Origin of the sequence: Streptomyces glaucus (genome assembly GCF_039533365.1) — a bacterium.
In the GTDB taxonomy this organism is placed as follows: domain Bacteria; phylum Actinomycetota; class Actinomycetes; order Streptomycetales; family Streptomycetaceae; genus Streptomyces; species Streptomyces glaucus.
The window spans coordinates 103,459-121,091 of the sequence record NZ_BAAATK010000013.1; the positions used below are offsets into that span (position 1 = coordinate 103,459).

Annotated in this window: 12 protein-coding genes; 4 read left to right on the forward strand and 8 right to left on the reverse strand. The window is 76.6% G+C overall.

Annotated elements, in window-relative coordinates; genetic code table 11:
• The first annotated feature begins 97 nt into the window (after positions 1–97).
• Entirely contained in the window at positions 98–886 is a 789-nt protein-coding gene (locus tag ABD363_RS12720; protein ID WP_344602672.1) for a hypothetical protein, read from the forward strand.
• Positions 887–975: 89 nt separating this feature from the next.
• On the opposite strand, the gene ABD363_RS12725 is transcribed toward ABD363_RS12720, so the two are convergent.
• Entirely contained in the window at positions 976–2,670 is a 1,695-nt protein-coding gene (locus ABD363_RS12725) for a cell division protein PerM (RefSeq protein ID WP_344602674.1), read from the reverse strand.
• Between the two features lie 104 nt (positions 2,671–2,774).
• Here ABD363_RS12725 and ABD363_RS12730 point away from each other — a divergent pair, with 104 nt between their 5' ends.
• A complete protein-coding gene (locus ABD363_RS12730) occupies positions 2,775–3,911 on the forward strand; it encodes a helix-turn-helix domain-containing protein (protein WP_344602676.1) in 1,137 nt (378 codons plus the stop codon).
• 64 nt (positions 3,912–3,975) lie between these two features.
• Here the strand turns inward: ABD363_RS12730 and sucD are convergent, their stop codons facing one another.
• From sucD to ABD363_RS12760, 6 genes are all read right to left on the reverse strand, one after another.
• Positions 3,976–4,860, reverse strand: a complete 885-nt coding sequence (gene sucD, locus ABD363_RS12735; protein ID WP_344602678.1) for a succinate--CoA ligase subunit alpha — start codon at positions 4,858–4,860, stop codon at positions 3,976–3,978.
• A 21-nt stretch (positions 4,861–4,881) separates the two neighbouring features.
• Positions 4,882–6,063, reverse strand: coding sequence for an ADP-forming succinate--CoA ligase subunit beta (gene sucC, locus ABD363_RS12740; protein WP_344602680.1), 1,182 nt, complete (start codon positions 6,061–6,063; stop codon positions 4,882–4,884).
• Positions 6,064–6,944: 881 nt separating this feature from the next.
• Complete coding sequence (locus ABD363_RS12745) at positions 6,945–7,661, reverse strand: hypothetical protein (protein ID WP_344602682.1); 717 nt, start codon at positions 7,659–7,661, stop codon at positions 6,945–6,947.
• A gap of 825 nt (positions 7,662–8,486) precedes the next feature.
• A complete protein-coding gene (locus ABD363_RS12750) occupies positions 8,487–9,650 on the reverse strand; it encodes a VWA domain-containing protein (protein WP_344602683.1) in 1,164 nt (387 codons plus the stop codon).
• A 115-nt stretch (positions 9,651–9,765) separates the two neighbouring features.
• Positions 9,766–12,393 carry a DUF5682 family protein gene (locus ABD363_RS12755; protein ID WP_344602685.1) on the reverse strand — a complete coding sequence of 876 codons (2,628 nt, stop codon included), beginning with the start codon at positions 12,391–12,393 and terminating at the stop codon, positions 9,766–9,768.
• A gap of 126 nt (positions 12,394–12,519) precedes the next feature.
• The gene (locus ABD363_RS12760) at positions 12,520–13,719 is read right to left on the reverse strand and encodes an AAA family ATPase (RefSeq protein WP_344602687.1); all 1,200 of its coding nucleotides are present in this window, start codon (positions 13,717–13,719) and stop codon (positions 12,520–12,522) included.
• A 156-nt stretch (positions 13,720–13,875) separates the two neighbouring features.
• Here ABD363_RS12760 and ABD363_RS12765 point away from each other — a divergent pair, with 156 nt between their 5' ends.
• Together ABD363_RS12765 and ABD363_RS12770 are read left to right on the forward strand one after the other, a co-directional pair.
• Positions 13,876–15,219 (forward strand): SWIM zinc finger family protein, encoded by a 1,344-nt coding sequence (locus ABD363_RS12765; protein ID WP_344602689.1) that lies wholly within the window; start codon positions 13,876–13,878, stop codon positions 15,217–15,219.
• A gap of 58 nt (positions 15,220–15,277) precedes the next feature.
• Positions 15,278–16,900: a DUF5691 domain-containing protein gene (locus tag ABD363_RS12770; RefSeq protein ID WP_344602691.1), complete on the forward strand. Its 1,623-nt coding sequence runs from the start codon at positions 15,278–15,280 to the stop codon at positions 16,898–16,900.
• A gap of 153 nt (positions 16,901–17,053) precedes the next feature.
• On the opposite strand, the gene icmB is transcribed toward ABD363_RS12770, so the two are convergent.
• Positions 17,054–17,470, reverse strand: coding sequence for a coenzyme B12-dependent isobutyryl CoA mutase small subunit (gene icmB / locus ABD363_RS12775; RefSeq protein WP_344602693.1), 417 nt, complete (start codon positions 17,468–17,470; stop codon positions 17,054–17,056).
• Positions 17,471–17,633 lie beyond the last annotated feature (163 nt).

Sequence of the window (17,633 nt, forward strand, 5' to 3'; positions counted from 1 at the left end):
CCGGACCCCGGGCGCTTCCACCGGACGCCCCGGACCGGCCGCACTCAGCACGCCGTACTCAGCACGTCGTATTCACCAAGGGGAAGACGCTCACTTGATGCCGGACCGCAGCCTGCGACTCCTCACGCTCCCCCAGCAGTCGGTGCAGGGAGGGGAGCGCAGCGGCGTGTTGCTGCGGGAGCGCCCCGCCTCGCCGCCCGACGCGCCCTCGGGCGGGAAGAACGGCGACGAGCGGGGCGGCGCGACCCAGGAGGACAACCCGTTCGCCCCGCCGCCGGAGAACGCCCCGGACCGCCCCTGGCAGCCGCGGCACCCCTCGGGCGGCCAGAGCGGCGGCGGCTCCCCGGACGAGGGTGAGCGCGGTCCGTGGGGCCGCGGCTGGAGCGACCGGCAGCCCGGACGTTCCCCCGGCGGCTTCGGCGAGCGCCCCGGCGGTCCCGGCTCCGGGCCCCAGGGAGCGGGCGGCCCCGGCCCGGCCCTGCGCTGGGATCCCACCGACCCCGCCCAGCGGCACGCCCGCTACTCCCTGCTGTGCGGCATGTGGGCCTTCTTCTTCGCCCTGTTCAGCTGGCCGTACCTGGCCCTGCCGCTCGGCGCGCTGGCCCTCTACTGGGGTGTCAGCGCCCTGCGCGCCAAGCCCCGCACCGACGCCGCCGCGGGCACCCCGGCCCCCGGCACGGGCGCCCGCCCCCAGACGACGGCCGTGGTCAGCGGCCTGGTCACCGCGTCCCTGGCGCTCGCCCTGGTCGCCGTGTCCTTCACGGCCCAGCTGGTCTACCGCGACTACTACACGTGCGTGAACGACGCCCTCACGAACGAGGCGAAGCAGTCCTGCGGCCAGCTGCTGCCGAAGGAACTGCGGGGGGTGCTGGGGACGAACGGCTGAGGCCGGCGTTCCCCGGCACCCGTCGGGCACGCGGGTCCCCCGCCGGGCGGGTCCGCCCGGCCCGGGTCCGTCCGGGCGCCGGGCACGGCTCAGGACGTCCTGGTCACCTCGGACCCCTCCGGCCCCTCCCGCTGCTCCGGCAGCAGGTCGTAGGCCTCGAACGGCCCGCCCTCGCCCCCTCCCCGCCGCCCGTGCGGGCCGTCGTGGCCGTACGGCCCCTCCGGCGACCGGGCGTCCCGGGCGCCCTCCGGCATCCTCCACGCCGGGATGTCGCGGGCGCCTTCCGGGGGCTCCCCTGCCCGGATGTCGCGGGTGCCTTCCGGGGGCTCCCCCGCCGGGGCGTCCCGCGAACCTTCCGGCACCATTTCCGCCGGGACGTCCCGCGCGCCCTGCGGGGACCTCCCTGCCGAGGCGTCCCGTGCGCCCTGCGCGGCTTCCTCTGCCGGGGAGTCCCCTTTCCCCGCCCCCGGTGTCCCCCTCCCGTCCCCCGGTTCCTCCCGCGCTCCCCGGCACCTCCACCCGCGCACCCCCAGCGCCACGGGGACCCCCACCGCCACGGCCCATGCCGCCGCCGCGCCCCCCGCCTGCCACCACACCGGCCCGAACCGCTCCAGCACCCCGGTCCCCAGCGGTCCCCCCGCCGCCCCGGCCAGCCCGCCGACCGCCACCGCGCACAGCGCGCCCGCCCATCCGGCGACGCCGGCGGTGCGTCCCGCGGACCACGCCTCGCCCCGCTCCCCCGCGGTCGCGGCCACCGCGACCCACCACCCCACCGTCGCCCCGGCCGCCATCGGCACGCCCAGGGCCGCCCAGTTCAGCAGGCTCCCGGGCCCGGCCTCCGGCACGGCCGCCAGCAGCGGGAACGGCGGCACCACCGACGCCGGCGCCGACGAGAGCGGTGTCACGGCATGCCCCGCGCCGAGCGCGAACCCCGGCCCCAGCGCGTACGCGGCCCCCCACACCGCCGCGTTCGGCATCAGCGCCAGGCACAGCAGCAGCACCGCGAACCGCCCCGACCAGCCCTCCGTCAGGCCCAGCAGGGAGTCCCACGCCGCCCCGCCGTGCCACAGCAGCGACACCGCCGACAGCAGGGCCCCGCCCCCGGCCAGCACGGCGGTCCCCGCGGCCGCGGCCCGTACGGCGGCCCCCAGCCGCTCGCGGGGACCGACGACCAGCCCCCGCACCCCGGCCGGCGTCCTGTCGAGCGCCCGCTCCACCAGGCAGGCCGGCCGGCCGTACGCCGCCCACACCCCCGATCCCGCCCCCACCGCCGCGACCAGCGGCACGCACACCCCCGCCCATCCCCACGCCGGCCGCAGTCCGCCTCCCGCGGCGTACAGCGCGGCGGGGGCGGCCACCGCGAGGTAGCCGAGGACGACGCCCGTCCAGGCGGTGCGGGCGGAGACCAGCGGCGTGACAGCGTCCTCGCCGCCGTCCGTCGCGTCCCGCGCCGCCCGGTGCACCAGCCACACCGGCAGCGCGAGCGGCAGCAGCGGGGTGACGCCCACGGGCGCGGGGACGCCGGACAGCGTGTCCGTGCGGACCAGCTCGGCCCCGTGCGCCAGCAGCCACAGCGCCGCCGCGACGTGCAGCGCGCCGTCCGGCCCGCTGTCGGGGTACGGCGAACTGATCCACAGCATCACCGCGAGCACGGCGGACGCGCCGAGCCCCAGCGCCGCCGCGACCGCGCCGTCCAGCAGTCCGGTGGCCAGGCCGGGCGACCGGCCCCGCAGGCGCGTGGGCGAAGGCGATGACGGGGGCCGGCGGGCGGGTGTCTCGGTCACGCCGCCATGCTCCCAACGACACGCGCTTTCCCGTCGTAACAGGAGAAGCACCGTTGTGTCGATCAATATACGGTTATGTGCTTTTTCGTGCGAAGGGGCTTCTCGTGACGCAGCGCCCTGCCACCCCCCTCCCGCCCCCCAGGAAGCGCCGGCGCCTGCGCGAGCGGGCCTCGCTGACACGGGATCAGCTCGCGGAGCGGATGGGCGTCAGCCGTGAGACGGTACGGGCGTGGGAGACCGGCCGGCGGACTCCGCACGGCCGGGAACGGGAGGCGTACGCGGAACTGCTCGCCGGCTTCGCGGCGGAGACGCGGCCGCGCCGCGGGAGGACTTCGCCGCGGCGGAAGGCGGCGGCCCGCACGGCCCCGGTCCCCGCCGCGGCCGCGGACGCCGGCACCGCCGTACGTCCCGAGGGGCAGCCCTCCGGCTCGCGCCCGTCCGCCCGCCCGGCGCCCGCTCAGGCCTTCGACGCGCTGTACGCCTCCTGCGCCCCCGGCCTGCTGCGGCAGGCCTACCTGCTCACCGGCCGCCGTGAGCTGGCGCGCGAGTCGGTCGAGCGGGCCTTCCGGCTCGCCTGGGAGCGCTGGCCCGAGGTGGCCCGCGACCGCGACCCGGCGGGCTGGGTGCGGGCGGCGGCGTACGACGCCGCCCTGTCCCCCTGGCACCGGTTCCGCCGGCGGTACCGGCATCCGGAGCCGCCGCCCGGTGACGCGGCGGACCGCGCGCTGCTGGGCGCCCTGCTGGCCCTGCCGCCGCCCTACCGCCGCACGCTGCTGCTGTACGACGGGGTGGGCCTCGGCCTGCCGGAGACGGCGGCGGAGACGGAGGCGAGCACTCCGGCGGCGGCGAACCGGCTGCTGCACGCGCGCGAGGCCATGGCCGCGCGGCTGCCCGAGCTGGCCGACCCGGCCGTGCTCCGCGAGCGGCTGGCCGGACCGGCCGTCGCCGAGCGGCTGCGCGCGGCCGAGCCGGGGGCGGTGCGCCGGGGCTGCGAACGCCGGGCGCGTTTCTGGACCCGGGCCGCCATCGCCTTCACGGCGGCTCTGATCGGCAGCACGGTCCTGACGCTGCGGACCGCTCCGACGCACTACGAACCGCCGGTGCCGCCGGGGGCGACGGTACGGGGGGTGCCGCCGCGGACGGCGCCCGGGCCGCTGTCGGAGGAGGAGCTCGAACTGCGGACCAAGCTGCGCCAGGAGCCGGCCCACGGCCCGGAGCGGCTGGCGCCGCGGCCGGGCTAGGCCGGACAGGACCGTGGGCCCGCCCCCCGTGCGGGGAGCGGGCCCACCGGTGCCGTCAGGCCGTTCAGCCGGCCAGGATCTCCCGGGCCAGCTTCGCCGTCTCGGTCGGCGTCTTGCCGACCTTGACGCCGGCGGCCTCCAGGGCCTCCTTCTTGGCCTGGGCGGTGCCGGAGGAGCCGGAGACGATGGCGCCGGCGTGGCCCATGGTCTTGCCCTCGGGCGCGGTGAAGCCCGCGACGTAGCCGACGACCGGCTTGGTCACGTTCTCCTTGATGAAGGCCGCGGCCCGCTCCTCGGCGTCGCCGCCGATCTCACCGATCATGACGATCAGGTCGGTGTCGGGGTCGTCCTGGAACGCCTTCAGCGCGTCGATGTGGGTGGTGCCGATGATCGGGTCGCCGCCGATGCCGACGCAGGTGGAGAAGCCGATGTCGCGCAGCTCGTACATCATCTGGTACGTCAGCGTGCCGGACTTCGACACCAGGCCGATGCGGCCCGGCTTGGTGATGTCGGCCGGGATGATGCCGGCGTTGGACTGGCCGGGGGTGATCAGGCCGGGGCAGTTCGGGCCGATGATGCGGGTCTTGTTGCCCTTCTTGCCGGCGTACGCCCAGAAGGACGCCGTGTCGTGCACCGCGATGCCCTCGGTGATGACGACCGCGAGCGGGATCTCGGCGTCGATGGCCTCGACGACCGCGTCCTTGGTGAACTTCTCCGGGACGAAGATGACCGTGACATCGGCGCCGGTCTTCTCGATGGCCTCCTTGACGGTGCCGAAGACCGGTACTTCGGTGCCGTCGAAGTCGACGCTGGTGCCCGCCTTGCGCGGGTTCACGCCGCCGACGATGTTCGTGCCGGACGCCAGCATGCGGCGGGTGTGCTTCTGACCCTCCGAGCCGGTCATGCCCTGGACGATGACCTTGGATTCCTTGGTGAGGAAGATAGCCATGGTGTTCTGTGACCTCGTCCCTTACTTCGCGGCAGCAGCCAGCTCGGCGGCCTTGTCGGCCGCGCCGTCCATGGTGTCCACGCGCTGCACGAGCGGGTGGTTGCGGTCGTCGAGGATCTTGCGGCCCAGCTCGGCGTTGTTGCCGTCGAGGCGCACGACCAGCGGCTTGGTGACCTCTTCGCCCCGGGACTCCAGGAGTTCCAGGGCCTGCACGATGCCGTTGGCGACGGCGTCGCAGGCGGTGATGCCGCCGAAGACGTTGACGAAGACGGACTTGACGTCCGGGTCGCCGAGGATGATCTCCAGGCCGTTCGCCATGACCTCGGCGGAGGCGCCGCCGCCGATGTCGAGGAAGTTGGCGGGCTTGACGCCGGAGTGCTTCTCACCGGCGTAGGCGACGACGTCCAGGGTGGACATGACCAGGCCGGCGCCGTTGCCGATGATGCCGACCTCGCCGTCCAGCTTCACGTAGTTCAGGCCCTTGGCCTTGGCGGCGGCCTCCAGCGGGTTGGCCGCGGCCTTGTCGTGGAGCTCCTCGAACTCGGGGTGGCGGAACTCGGCGTTGTCGTCCAGGGACACCTTGCCGTCGAGGGCGATGACGTCACCGGAGGCGACCTTGGCCAGCGGGTTCACCTCGACCAGGAGGGCGTCCTCCTCGACGAACACCTCCCACAGCCTGACGAGGACGTTCACGACCTGGTCGGCGACCTCGGCCGGGAACTTGGCGGCCTCGACGATCTCGCGGGCCTTGGCCTCGTCCACACCGTCGATCGCGTCGATCGCGATCTTGGCGACGGCCTCGGGGCGGGTCGCCGCGACCTCCTCGATCTCCATGCCGCCCTCGACGGAGGCGATGGAGAGGAAGGTGCGGTTGGCACGGTCGAGGAGGAAGGAGACGTAGTACTCCTCGACGATCTCCGGAGCCGTCTCGGCGATCATGACCTTGTGGACCGTGTGGCCCTTGATGTCCATGCCGAGGATGTCCGTCGCACGGGCGACGGCCTCGTCCGGGGTGGCGGCCAGCTTGACGCCACCGGCCTTGCCGCGACCACCGACCTTCACCTGGGCCTTGACGACCGACTTGCCGCCCAGCCGCTCGGTGATCTCGCGCGCCGCCTCAGGCGTGTCGATGACTTCACCGGCCAGCACCGGTACACCGTGCTTGGCGAAGAGGTCCCTCGCCTGGTACTCGAACAGGTCCACGCGCTTCCGTCCCTATCAGTGATCTAGCGGTTCGTTGGATGCGTGGGCGTGCCGCGAAGGGCAACGTGACGACCGCATGTGTCACAAGGGAGGCGCACACGGTGTCCGAGCGCGCGGCATGTCCGTCTCGCAGGTTATCGCCGCCGGGCAGGGCTCTCTAAATCACATCTCACACGTGAGCGGTGATACCTGTCACATGATGCCGGGTTCTCCGGCACGGAGTGCCGGGGGTGGGGGGCCTCACCGGGTTGGGGTTGGCCCGGTGAGGCCGTGGAACAGCCCTGAAGGGCGGCGGAAGGGCCGTGACGCCCTGCTCCGTCCGCTCTCCGGGCCGCGGGCGGCGGGTCCCCACCCCATCGGGGACCCGCCGCCCCCGTCCGCGGGCCTCCGCCCGAACAGGCCGACGGCTTTCGGCCGTCCGGGCCTCGGACTCCGCGGAGTCGGCTCCGCCCGGGGTGTGGCGGAGAGTTCCGGGGTGTGGGAGCTGGGAGGGCTGGGGGCTGGAGTCGGGGCTTGGGACTGGGGGATCGAGGCTTGGGGGTCTCAGGACTTGCGGTGATTGCGGCCGGTGCGGGATCACGGCGGTCGGCCCGCCGGGCGGCGGTCGGCCGGTGCCGCGGTCCCCGAAGCGGAGAGCCCTCTGCCCAGGGGTCCCGCGAGCAGGAGGTTCCTGAGCGCGGGGGACCTCCTGGGAGCAGGAGACCCGCTGAGCGCGGGAGACCCCTGGGGCGGGAGATTCCTGGAGAACGGCAGGTCTCCGGGCGGGGACCGCGGACCCGGTCACGGCTTCGGCGGCCTCCGTCCGGGGAACGGAGGGGGCCGGACGGACGGGCAGGCCCCTTCCGTCCTGCGGCCGGATCCACGGCGGAGGAGGGCCTGCCCTATGCGGGGGAGACGGGGACGTCCCGGTACCGGTCCTGGATCCCGGCCGCGTCGGCGGACACGGTGGTGCCGGGCACGAACCGCGGCGCAGCCCGGTGGTCCGGGGTGACGGCCTGGACGTCGCCGTGGCGCGAGGTGCCGCTGTCGGCCGCCGACCGGTTGCCCAGCGCCCCGTCCGGCTCACCGGCGGGCGCCCGGTGGACGGGAACGTGATCGCTGGGCGACGCGGCACGCTGCCGGTGCGCGCCGCCGTGCGCCGACGCCTCCGGTACGACGTCGGCGCGCGGCCCGTGGACATCGGTTCCCGCCACCGCGCCGCCCCGCCTGTCGGGGGTGTGGCCATCGCCGGCCGACGGGACGGCCGGGGAGGCCGGCTGCGGGGCCGGGGAGCCCGGCTGCGGGGCCGGGGAGCCCGGCTGCGGGGCCGGGGTGACGAGTGTGGGCAGCGGGTGTCCCGGCACCGCGGGAGCAGCGGGCACGTCGGGCAGCTCCGGCAGCTCCGGCGCCCCCGGTACGTCCGGGAGTGCCGGCACCGAGGGCTCACCGGGCAGATCCGGAACGCCGGGCGAACCGGGGGTGCCGGGCAGTGTCGGCGGACCGGGGAGGCGGGGCAGCTCCGCCGACGGGCCGGGGGACAGTTCGGGAATCCTTTCGGCCAGTCCCTCGGTCACCGTCCGCACCAGGCCGCCGGCCGGCCGCACGACACGTGCGTCCACGGAAGGGACGACGCCCTCGACGACCGGGCGGAGGAGGCCGCCGGAAGAGGTCCGCTGCCGGCCCGGGGCGGTGCGCGGGCCGGATCCGCTGTCCTGCTCCGCCGCGGGCACGCGGTCGCCGGCCGGAGCCCCGGCCGGCTTCCCGGCCGTGCTTCCCGTCGACGGCCGCGCGTCCTGCGCAGAAGCCGGCACGGTCACCGGGGCCACCGCGGGCGCCGGGGCCGTCATCGGGGCCTCTGGTGTCCGGCCTTCGGCGGCCTGGGCCGGTCCTCCGCACAGGAGTCCGGCCGCGAACACCCCGCCCACCAGGAGAACGGCCCGGAGGGCGCACCGTCCGGCCGCTGTGCGCAGCACGCGTACAGCGGCGTCGGCCGGGGCTGCTTGCCGGATCAAGGCGGGGATGTTCCTCCCGTGCGGCGGAACGGGTGACGTGTGGCGACGGCCGGCGTGTGAGGGCGGTCGACGCGTCACGGCTTACGGCGACGGGTCCGCACGACAGGCACGGGCCTGCGGAGCGCGGCGCCGCGCCACCGGGACGTCGATCCTCGCACGGGGCTCCCGAGATCGCGCAAGCCCCTCGTTACCGATGGGTAGTCATGTCCGTTTTCGCCGGCCGCATCCGGACGGGCCGGCTCCGCCGGGCCGGCGGTCCGGCGGAGCGGCGGTCCGGCAGGTCGGCGGGCCGGCGCATCGTCGGCGGGCGCCGTCGCCCGCACCGGCCTCCCGCGCACGACCCGGCGGCCGTATCCGGCAGCCGGGGTCCGGCCCGGCCCGCCGCCCGGCCCGACCGCCGCCGCCCGGCCCGGCGCCGCCGGTCCCGGGACGTCACGGCGTCTCCGGTACCGGAAGCGGCCGTTTCTCGATCGCCGCCGCCATCACCTCGGGGAACAGGTCGGGCGTGCAGGCGAACGCCGGTGCGCCCAGCGCGGCGAGCGCGGCCGCGTGTTCCCGGTCGTACGCGGGCGCGCCCTCGTCCGACAGCGCGAGCAGCGTCACGAACTGCACCCCCGACGCCTTCATCGCCGCGACCCGCTTCAGCATCTCGTTCCGTATCCCGCCTTCGTACAGGTCGCTGATCAGCACCACCACCGTCTCCGTGGGCCGGGTGATCCGCGCCTGGCAGTACGCCAGCGCCCGGTTGATGTCCGTGCCGCCGCCCAACCGGGTGCCGAAGAGCACGTCCACCGGGTCGTCGAGCTGGTCGGTGAGATCGACGACCGCCGTGTCGAAGACGACGAGCCGGGTGCTGATCGACCGCATGGACGCCAGCACCGCCCCGAACACCGACGCGTACACGACGGACGCCGCCATCGACCCGGACTGGTCGACGCAGAGGACGACGTCCTTCATCACCGACCGGGAGGCGCGTCCGTGGCCGACGAGCCGCTCGGGCACGATCGTCCGGTGCTCCGGCAGGTAGTGCTTGAGGTTGGCCGCGATCGTGCGGTTCCAGTCGATGTCGTGGTGGCGGGGCCGGCTGACGCGGGCGCTGCGGTCGAGGGCGCCGGTGAGGGCGGACCGGGTGCGGGTGGCGAGGCGCTTCTCCAGGTCCTCGACGACCTTGCGCACGACGGCCCGCGCCGTCTCCTTCGTCGTCTCCGGCATGGCCTTGTTCAGCGACAGCAGCGTGCCGACCAGGTGCACGTCGGCCTCCACCGCCTCCAGCATCTCCGGCTCCAGCAGGAGGGTGGCCAGCCCGAGCCGGTCGATGGCGTCGCGCTGCATGACCTGCACGACGGAGGAGGGGAAGTACGTCCGGATGTCACCCAGCCACCGCGCCACGGACGGCGCCGAGGCTCCCAGCCCCGCCGCGCGGTCCCGCCCCGGCTGCGCTCCGCCCCCCTTCCCGTAGAGCGCGGCGAGCGCCCCGTCCATCGCCGCGTCCCGCCCGGCCAGGGCGCACCCGGTGCCGTCGGCCGCGTCGCCGCCGAGCACCAGCCGCCACCGCCGCAGCCGCTCCTGCGCCGGGTCCGCAGATCCGGCCGTCACACGCCCACCCCCGCCCGCTCGCCGGTCCGGCACCCGGACCCGTCCACCGGCTCGTTCGGCACGCGCCCGGCCCTGTACGGCATCCGCACGCCGCCCCTTCCCCTCGCCCCGGCCGTCATCGCGTCACCCCGACGAGACCGGTGTCCTCGCCGCCTCCGGCCCTCTCACCGTCCCCGGTCACCTCGACGCCCTCGAAGACCCCGACGTCCGCACAGACCTCACCGCCCTCGGTCATCTCGTCGTTCCTGGAGTCCTCGCCGTCTCCGGCGTCCTGGCCCGCTCCGTCCCGGCCGCCGTCCAGGCCCAGCAGCAGCCGCACCACCGGCAGCACGGCGTCCGCGCGCCCGGTGTCGAGGCCGGGCGCGAACCCCGGTCTGTCCGAACCGGTCACCGCGCCGCTCCCCCGCTGTCCCGGGCCGCGCCGGACCAGTTCGCCGAGGGTGCGGCGCACGCCCGGCTCGTACGCCGAGAAGGTGCGCCGCAGCAGCGGCAGCACGTCCGTGAACGCCTCCGCCGGCACCCCGGTCAGCCAGGCGTCGACCAGTCCGAGCAGTCGCTCGTCGTGAACCAGGAGCATCCCGCCGCCGGCGCCGCCCCCGACGAAGCCCTCGATCCACGCCGCCGCGTCCGCCGGCGGCGTCCCCGGCGACAGCACCAGTCCCATCAGCCGCGCCGCCTCGCCCTGCGCCAGCTCCCCGTCGTCCAGGAGCAGCCGTACGGCCCGTCCCCGGATGACGCCGGGCACGGTGTCCCGCGCGGACAGCGCGCGCAGCACCGCCCGCCAGCGGATCCGCAGGTCACCGCGGACCGGCGCGGGGTCGTCGCCGAGCAGGCCCACCGCCCGGTGCACCGCGTCGACGTGGCGCCGCATCTCCTCGGCCGCGTCCGCGTCCAGCGCGGTGCAGGCCGGGGGCAGGCCGACGAAGATCCGCTCGGCGAGACCCGCGGCGACCTCGGCCAGCGCCCGGGTGTCCGTGCCGCGCACGTCGCCGTAGCGCAGGGAGCGGACCAGCGCCGGCAGGGCCCGGGCGAGACGGCCGACGTCCGAGTCGAGCGCCGCCCGTTCGGCGAGGGCCCGCATCACCGTGGGCAGCGCGTCCGGCAGTTCCGCCCGCAGGCACCGCTCGGCGAGTGCGGTGACCCCGGCCAGGTCCGGCGCGGCGAGGGCGTCCGCCTCGGCCTTGGCGGTCGCGGCGGCCGGCACGGTCGTCCCCCACACCCCGGCCTCGGCGACCCGCACGGACAGCTCCGGCTCCCAGCGCAGCCGCCAGGTCTCCCGGAAGGTGCCCGTGCTCCCGCGCGAGGCGGCCGGCTCGCCCCAGTCGACGCCGAGCAGCCGCAGCCGGTGCAGCAGCCGGCTGCGGCCGGCGTCGGTCTCCTTGCGCAGGTCGAGCTCCAGCTCCCGCTCCGGCGCCTCCGGCTTGAGCCGCAGCCGGCGCTGGGTCCGGGCGAGGTCGCGCTGCAGCGGCACCGCGGGCGCGGCCGGCGGCACCTCCCCCATCACGTCCCCCACGACCAGCCGGTCGTGCACCAGCGCCAGCGGCACGTCCGAGCCCTCGCACATCACCGCCCGTACGGCGTCGGTCATCTCGCCGAGGCCGGGCAGCGGGCGGCCGCGCAGCGCGGCGAGCGACTCCGCCAGCCGCACCGCCTCGATGACGTGCGCGGAGGAGACGATCCGGTCCTCGGCGCGCAGCAGCCCCGCCACCTTGGTCATCCACCGCTCGACCGGCCGGTCCGGTACGCCGAACAGGTGCCCGTACCACCCCGGCGAGTCGATGCCCGCCCCGTACCCGCTGACCCGGGACAGCCGGCGGTGGGTCCACGGCACCCAGGTCATGTCCACCTTGACCCTGGGCAGTCCCCTGAGCAGCGCCCGGTCGGCGGCGACGGCGGCCTTCCGGCGCAGCGCGGGCACGTGCCAGGCCCCGCACACCACGGCCACGCCGTCGGCGAACTCGCGCCGCGCCGCCCGCACCTGGAGCCGCATGTACGCCTCCCGCACGGCGTCCCGGCCGCGCCCGCCGCTGCCGTACGTCTCCCGCAGCGCCGCCATGGCCTCCTCCAGCACGCCGAACGGCGCGAGCGGGTCCCCCTCCCCCGCGCCCCGGTGCTCGACGACGTCCTCCCACCACCGCTCGGGGTCGTCGTGGCCGGCCGTCCCGGCCAGCACGGCGAGCGGGTCGATCCGGCCTTCCAGGCCGGCGCCGCCGGCGGGGGCGGGCGCGCCGGCGGCGTCCGTGCCCGGGGCCGGCCCGGCGTCCGGTCCGCGCCCGGCCGCCGGTCCCGCGCCGTCCCCGCCGGGCGCGGCGCCCTCGGTGCCGGGCCCTCCGGACCCGTTCCGGTCCCCCGCCTCCGTGGCCGGCGCCTCGCCCGCGGCCGTCTCCCACGCCAGCGTGTGCGTGGCCGGCAGGTCGATGAAGCGGGCCGGGACGTCGTGCTCCAGGGCCCAGCGGATCGCGACCCACTCCGGGGAGAACCCGGCGAGCGGCCAGAACGCCGAACGGCCGGGCTCGTCCACGGCGTGGGCGAGCAGGGCGACCGGTGGCCGCATCTCCTCGTCGGCGGCGAGCGGGATCAGGGCGTCGGCCTCGGGCGGCCCCTCGATCAGCACCACCCGCGGCCGGGCCGCCTCCAGCGCGGCCCGCACCGCCCGCGCCGACCCCGGTCCGTGGTGCCGTACCCCGAGCAGCAGCGGCTCCGCGCCGGACCCGCTGCGCCCGCCGCCGTCAGCGCCTGTCACGCGGTCCCCCTCGCCGCCGGCCCCGGCCGGTCCCCTCGCCGGCCCGTCCGGCCGCCCGGTCCCCCGGCACCGGGGCGGACACCGTCTCCGCCCTGCGCCTGCCGCCCCACATCGAGGTGTTGTCGCTCATGCGCTCACCTCCCGGCAGGCCCGGTAGAAGTCCGTCCAGCCGTCCCGCTCGCGGACCACCGTCTCCAGGTACTCCTGCCAGATCACCCGGTCCGCCGCCGGGTCCCGGACGACCGCGCCGAGGACGCCCGCGGCGACGTCGCCGGGCCGCAGCACGCCGTCGCCGAAGTGGGCGGCCAGCGCGAGACCGCTGGTGACGACGGAGATCGCCTCCGCCGTCGACAGAGTGCCGCTGGGCGACTTCAGCTTCGTCCGCCCGTCGGTCGTCACCCCGTCGCGCAGCTCGCGGAAGACGGTGACGACACGGCGGATCTCGTCGATGCCGTCGGGCACGGCCGGCAGGTCGAGGGAGCGGCCGATCTGGTCGACGCGGCGCGCGACGATGTCGACCTCGGCCTCGGGGCTCTCCGGCAGCGGCAGCACGACCGTGTTGAAGCGGCGGCGCAGGGCGCTGGACAGCTCGTTGACCCCGCGGTCGCGGTCGTTGGCCGTGGCGATCAGGTTGAAGCCGCGGACCGCCTGGACCTCCTGGCCCAGCTCCGGTATCGGCAGCGTCTTCTCGGACAGGATCGTGATCAGCGTGTCCTGCACGTCGGCCGGGATGCGGGTCAGCTCCTCGACGCGGGCCGTCATGCCCTGGGCCATGGCCCGCATGACCGGGCTGGGCACGAGCGCGTCGCGGCTCGGGCCGTGGGCGAGGAGGCGCGCGTAGTTCCAGCCGTAGCGGACGGCTTCCTCCGGCGTGCCGGCCGTGCCCTGCACCAGCAGCGTGGAGTCGCCGCTGACCGCCGCGGCCAGGTGCTCGGACACCCAGGTCTTCGCGGTGCCGGGCACGCCGAGCAGCAGCAGGGCGCGGTCGGTGGCGAGCGTGGTGACGGCGACCTCGACGATGCGGCGCGGACCCACGTACTTCGGCGTGATCACCGTGCCGTCCGGCAGGGTGCCGCCGAGCAGGTACGTCGCGACGGCCCGGGGCGACAGCCTCCAGCGGGCCGGACGCGGGCGGTCGTCCTGCGCGGCCAGCGCGGCGAGCTCGCCGGCGAAGGCGTCCTCGGCGTGCGGGCGCAGGGCCTCGGTCCCGGGCGCGGACGGGTGCGGGCCCGCGACCGCGGTTCCGGGGGCGGGCGCGCCGGTGTCCGCGGGCGCGGACCCGTTCCGGCTCGGATCGGCGGACGTCGGTTCTACGGGCACAGGCATGGCTGAGTCCCCCTCCAGCTCGGCCGGTTCGGATCTGGTGTCCACCGTGCACCACACCACTGACAATCCGCCCTGACCTGCTTGAACGCGCTGGTGGGGCCATCGCGGAGCCGCTCGGGCGGTCGATTGTCAGTGCCGGGACCTACCGTCGGCGGCATGACTCAGCAGGGGGTGCGCTGGACCGCGGAGCGGGTGCTGGCACTGGCACCGGACGACGCGTCGCGCAAAGCGGGAGGCAGGCTCGGCGCGGCCGGGCCGTGGTCCGGGACGGGCAGTTCCGGCGAGGGGGCGGTGTGGGGGCTGTGCAAGGGCGGCGGCAGCGAGCCGTATCAGACGGTCGTCGACCTCGCGGACGCGTCCGGGCCCGCCTACCAGTGCAGTTGCCCGAGCCGGAAGTCACCGTGCAAGCACGCGCTCGGGCTGCTGCTGCTCTGGGCGGGCGGCGACGGGGCGGTGCCGCCGGGACAGGTCCCGGACTGGGCCGGGCGGTGGCTGGCGGGCCGGCGCGGGCGCACGGAGGGGAAGCGGACCGCGGCCGCGTCCGGGCCGGGGGATCCGGAGGCGGCGCGGCGCAGGGCGGAGCGCCGGGCCCGGCTGGTCACGGCCGGGGCGACGGAACTGGAGCAGCGCCTGGCGGACCTGCTCCGCGGCGGCCTGGCCGGCGCGGAGCAGGCGGGGTACGGGCTGTGGGAGGAGACGGCGGCCCGCATGGTCGACGCCCAGGCGCCCGGGCTGGCCGCGCGCGTCCGGGAGCTGGGCGCGATCCCGGGGTCCGGGCCCGGCTGGCCGGTGCGGCTGCTGGAGGAGTGCGCCCTGCTGCACCTCCTCGACCAGGGGTGGCTGCGCCGCGAGGAGCTGCCGGACGGCCTGGCGGCGACGGTCCGCTCACGGGTCGGCCTGCCCGTCGCGCCGGACGGCCCGCCGGTGCGGGACCGCTGGCTGGTCCTCGCCCGGTACGACACGGCGGACACCCACCTGACGACCCGCCGCACATGGCTGTACGGCGCCGGGTCGGGCCGCACGGTGCTGGTCCTCTCCTACGGCGCCGCCGGCCGCGCGCCGGAACCGGCCCTGCCGGTCGGGCTGGCCCTGGACGCGGAGGTGTCCGCCTACCCGGGCGCCGGTCAGCAGCGGGTGGCCCTGGGCGAACAGTTCGCGCCACCCGCGCCGGCGTCGACACGACCGCCGGGCGTGACGACGTCGCAGGCGGCCGCCCGCTACGGCGAGGCGCTGCGCGACGACCCGTGGCTGGAGTCGGTCCCGGTGACCCTGGACCGGGTCGTGCCGGCCCCGGACGGCGATTCCTGGCAGCTGGCGGACGCCGACGAGGACGCGGCGCTGCCGCTCACCCCCGCCGCCCGGGCCCGTCCGGGCCTGTGGCGCCTCGCCGCCCTCTCGGGCGGCGCGCCGGTCAGGGTCTTCGGCGAGTGCGGCCACCGGGGCTTCACCCCGCTGACGGCCTGGCCGGAGGGGCCGGGCGACGCGGTGACGCTGTGCTGAGCGGCCCCGGCCGGCAGCCGGCGGGAAGGCGTTCGGAACCCGACGGAAAGGAATCCGTATGAGCAGGACCTCCGCTCCCTCGGACGCATCCGCGCCGGGCGCCTGGGAGGAACTCGTCACCACGGCGCTGCTCGGCACGGAACGGCGCACGCCACCGGGTTGCGCGCCGGGACGGGAGGCGCCGGTCGCGCTGCTGGACGCGGCGGCCGTGGAGACCGTCCGCAGACGGGCCGGACTGCGGCCGGCCCGCGCGGCGCGGCGCCCGGAACCGGCTCCCGAGGACCCTCGCCCGCCGCTGCCGGCCGCGGCGGCCCGCAGGCTCGCGATGCTGCTGGCCGACCGCCCCGGCGCGGCGGGCGGAGGCCGCCGGGGCACGGCGCCGGACCTGATGGAGCTGCTGCCCCAGTGGCTCGCGGCGGCGAACGCCCACGGCTACGCGGCACCGCCGCAGGCCCTGCCCGCACTGCTGGACGCGGCGCGGGGGCGCACCGACCTGCGTCCGGCGGCGCTGGCGTTCGCCGGTCCGCGCGCCCTGTGGCTCGCCCGGCTGAACCCGGACTGGCGGTTCGCCCTGCGCGCGACCCCGGGCGGCGGCACGGCCCTGCCGCGCCCGCAGGACACCGAGCGGGTGCACCGGCTCTGGCAGGAGGGCCTCTTCGCCGAGCGCGTCGCCCTCCTGTCGGCGCTGCGCGCCCGCGAACCCGCCGCCGCCCGCGAGCTGCTCGCCTCGACCTGGGCGACGGAGCGGGCCGAGGACCGGCTGATGTTCCTCGACTCGCTGCGGGCGGGGCTCGGCCCGGAGGACGAGCCGTTCCTGGAGCAGGCGCTGGCCGACCGCAGCCGCAACGTCCGGGCGACGGCGGCGGAGCTGCTGTCGGCGCTGCCGGGTTCGGCGCTCGCCGCGCGGATGGCGGCCCGGGCCGCCGCGTGCGTGGCCGTCGACCCCACCCGGGACACGCCGACGATCCTCGTGGAGGCGCCGCACGAGTGCGACGCGGGCATGGAGCGCGACGGCGTCGTCCCGAAGCCCCCCACCGGACGGGGGGAGCGGTCCTGGTGGCTGAGCCAGCTGGTGGAGGCGACACCGCTCGGCACCTGGTGCGGGCGGCTGGGCGGACGCACTCCTCAGGAGATCGTCGCCCTGCCGGTGGCGGACGGCTGGCAGAGCGAGCTGCACGCGGCGTGGTGCCGGGCGGCGGTGCGGCAGCGGGACGCCGGGTGGGCGCGGGCGCTGCTCGGAGCGCCCACGGCGCCCGAGGCCGGCGGTCCGGGCGCGGTGTCCCTGGCGGAGCGGGCGAAGCTGCTCGGCACGCTGGACGCCGCCGAACGGGCCGGATGGGTGGCCGGGTTCATCGCGACGCACGGACTGTCCGAGGCGTTCCAGCTCCTGGGGGTGTGCGCCGTGCCGTGGGCCCCGCCGCTCGGGCGTGCCGTGGTCGACGCGCTGAACATCGCGCGGGACGCGGGAAGCTACCCGTGGAGCTTCAGCGGGGTCATGGGCCTGGCCGAACGCTGCCTCGACCCGTGCGAGGCGAGCCGCCTCGACGCGCTGCTGGCGATACCGGAGGAGCGGGAGGACGCGTCACCGGGGGCCGGCGGCTACTGGGCGGAGGCCTTCCAACGCCTGGTCGGCACCCTGCGCCTGCGCGCGGCCATGGCCGAGGAGCTGAGGGCGGCGTAGGGCGTGCCCGTCCCGCCGGCACGGGCGGGCGTGTACCGCGCCGCCCCGTGCCGGTCACCGTCGTGCCCGCCCCGGCGGCGGGAAGCCGGGGACGGGGACGCGCCCCCGGCAGCGCCCCGGCCGGCCCCCGGCCCGCGCGTCGGCGCGGGCCGGCTACGCCTGTGCCGGCTGCCGTACGTTCGCCCGCACCCAGTCCACGATCGACGCCGTCGTCGCGCCGGGGGTGAAGATCGCCGCGACGCCCTTCTCCTTCAGCGGAGGGATGTCCGCCTCGGGGATGATCCCGCCGCCGAAGACCAGGATGTCCTCCGCGTCCCGCTCCTTGAGCAGGTCGATCACGGCCGCGAAGAGCGTGTTGTGCGCGCCGGAGAGGATGGAGAGCCCGATCGCGTCGGCGTCCTCCTGGATCGCGGTGTCGACGATCTGCTCGGGTGTCTGGTGAAGCCCGGTGTAGATGACCTCCATACCGGCGTCGCGCAGCGCCCGCGCGATCACCTTGGCCCCGCGATCGTGGCCGTCGAGCCCCGGCTTGGCCACCACCACGCGGATCGGACCGGCTGCCACACCCATCACTGCCTCCATGAAGCGACTACATCCATCCGTACCGACAAGTACCGCACACCTCACCCGTGCCGCGCATGACGCGTCCCGAGCACGTCGTACGCGCGATGCGCGACACGCGCGCACCCGCGCCGCGCCGGAGCGGCACGGCCGGCGTGCCGCGTGTCCCGCT

Coding starts and splice junctions, on each gene's coding strand:
- ABD363_RS12720 (WP_344602672.1), top strand. CDS start 98: ATGCCGGACCGCAGCCTGCGACTCCTCACGCTCCCCCAGCAGTCGGTG.
- ABD363_RS12760 (WP_344602687.1), bottom strand. CDS start 13,719: ATGCCTGTGCCCGTAGAACCGACGTCCGCCGATCCGAGCCGGAACGGG.
- ABD363_RS12765 (WP_344602689.1), top strand. CDS start 13,876: ATGACTCAGCAGGGGGTGCGCTGGACCGCGGAGCGGGTGCTGGCACTG.
- sucD (WP_344602678.1), bottom strand. CDS start 4,860: ATGGCTATCTTCCTCACCAAGGAATCCAAGGTCATCGTCCAGGGCATG.
- icmB (WP_344602693.1), bottom strand. CDS start 17,470: ATGGGTGTGGCAGCCGGTCCGATCCGCGTGGTGGTGGCCAAGCCGGGG.
- ABD363_RS12770 (WP_344602691.1), top strand. CDS start 15,278: ATGAGCAGGACCTCCGCTCCCTCGGACGCATCCGCGCCGGGCGCCTGG.